We start from the raw sequence: 1,300 nt of genomic DNA on the forward strand, positions 1-1,300 counted from the left end.
GCCCCCATGTTCAGCGACTGGGTGATGCCATATCCCAGGGCGGCGGCCACGCCGGTGCCGATCGCCGCCGAGGCGTCGGCGAAGCGCGTCTTCATCGACTCTAGGGCGGCCGTCGCCTTGTCCTTGGCGATCAGGTTGAACACCAGCGACGTCTCGGCCACGGGTCACCCTCTCCTCATCTCGGCCTCGGCCTCATCCATCTGCTTGCTGTACTGCTCGATCCACCCCAGGAGCAGGTCGGTCTCCTGGACGGTGGCGTGCTTCCACTCCCAGGGCCGCACGCCCAGGAGGTGGGCGGCGTTGCCCAGCTGGCTCAGCCGCCGCTGCTCGCGGGCGCTTTTGGGGCCTCGTCCTCGTCGTCCAGGGCCTTCTCGTCGGCCTCGGCGTCCAGCTGCTCCAGGAAGGCGTCCAGCTCGGCCCCGTCGAACTGCTCGTGCGCCTTGGCGCGCATCTCGTCGTACTCGGCCCGCGTGAACCGGAAATCGGTCTGCTCCATGGAGATCTGGACGTCCTCGAACGTCAGCCGCGGGTGCTCGCGCTTGAGCAGCACCCACAGCAGCGCCCGCCGGCACCGCATGTTGAAGCGGGCCTTCTGGACGAACTCGCCGAAGTCCAGGCCGGTCTTGCGCTCGATCGCCTCGGCCTCGGGGCTCAGCAGCTTCTCGGGCTCGAACTTCCACTTCTGCCACTCGCTTGAGCCCTCGGGCTTGTACACGAAATACATCAGGGGTCCTCTTCTTCTCGGTCAGGTGGATCGGGTGCGGGAGGCCAGACGGGCGGCCATGGCCTCCATCGCCTCGTGCACCGCACGGATGTAGGCGGCCTTGTCGGCGTGCATCGGGTCGTCGAACCAGCCGGGCTTGCCCTTCTGCTCGCGCCACTCGTCCCGGCCGAAGGTCCGCGTGCGCCAGGTGGCCTTCTGCGTCCGCTTCGGAGCGTTGGGGAACCGGCGCAGCGTGGGGGTTTTGAAGGCCTTCACGCGGGCGCCGGTCCACCGGCCGCCCAGCTTCACCTCGGGCCGGATCTTGGCCGCGATGGTGGGGCGCAGGGCGGGGGAGGCGCGGCCGCTGCCGTCGGCGGGCATCGCGCGGATCCCCGACTTGGCCGCGGCCGCGGCCGGCTTGAGTGCCTCGCGCAGGTTCTTGGCCAGTTCCTTGCGCAGGTCCTTGCCGTCTTCTTCGGCGCGGATCGCGCGCACCAGGGAGTCCAGGCCGTCGGTGGAGACGGTGACGTCGACGGGCGGGTCGGCCATCAGCTGGTGGCGCGCTCGATCTTGCCGCTGGTGGGCAGCGAGATGGAG

2 protein-coding genes are annotated in these 1,300 nt (G+C 69.6%); both read right to left on the reverse strand.

Going from position 1 to position 1,300, the window contains the following annotated elements; all coding sequences use genetic code 11:
- Positions 1 to 313 precede the first annotated feature (313 nt).
- Positions 314 to 724 carry a hypothetical protein gene (locus ABD140_RS39665; protein WP_344248191.1) on the reverse strand — a complete coding sequence of 137 codons (411 nt, stop codon included), beginning with the start codon at positions 722 to 724 and terminating at the stop codon, positions 314 to 316.
- A gap of 21 nt (positions 725 to 745) precedes the next feature.
- Positions 746 to 1,300, reverse strand: a 555-nt coding sequence (locus tag ABD140_RS39670) for a hypothetical protein (RefSeq protein ID WP_344248193.1), incomplete at its 5' end; no start/stop codon positions are given.

Source organism: Actinocorallia libanotica, from assembly GCF_039525175.1.
Lineage (GTDB): Bacteria > Actinomycetota > Actinomycetes > Streptosporangiales > Streptosporangiaceae > Actinocorallia > Actinocorallia libanotica.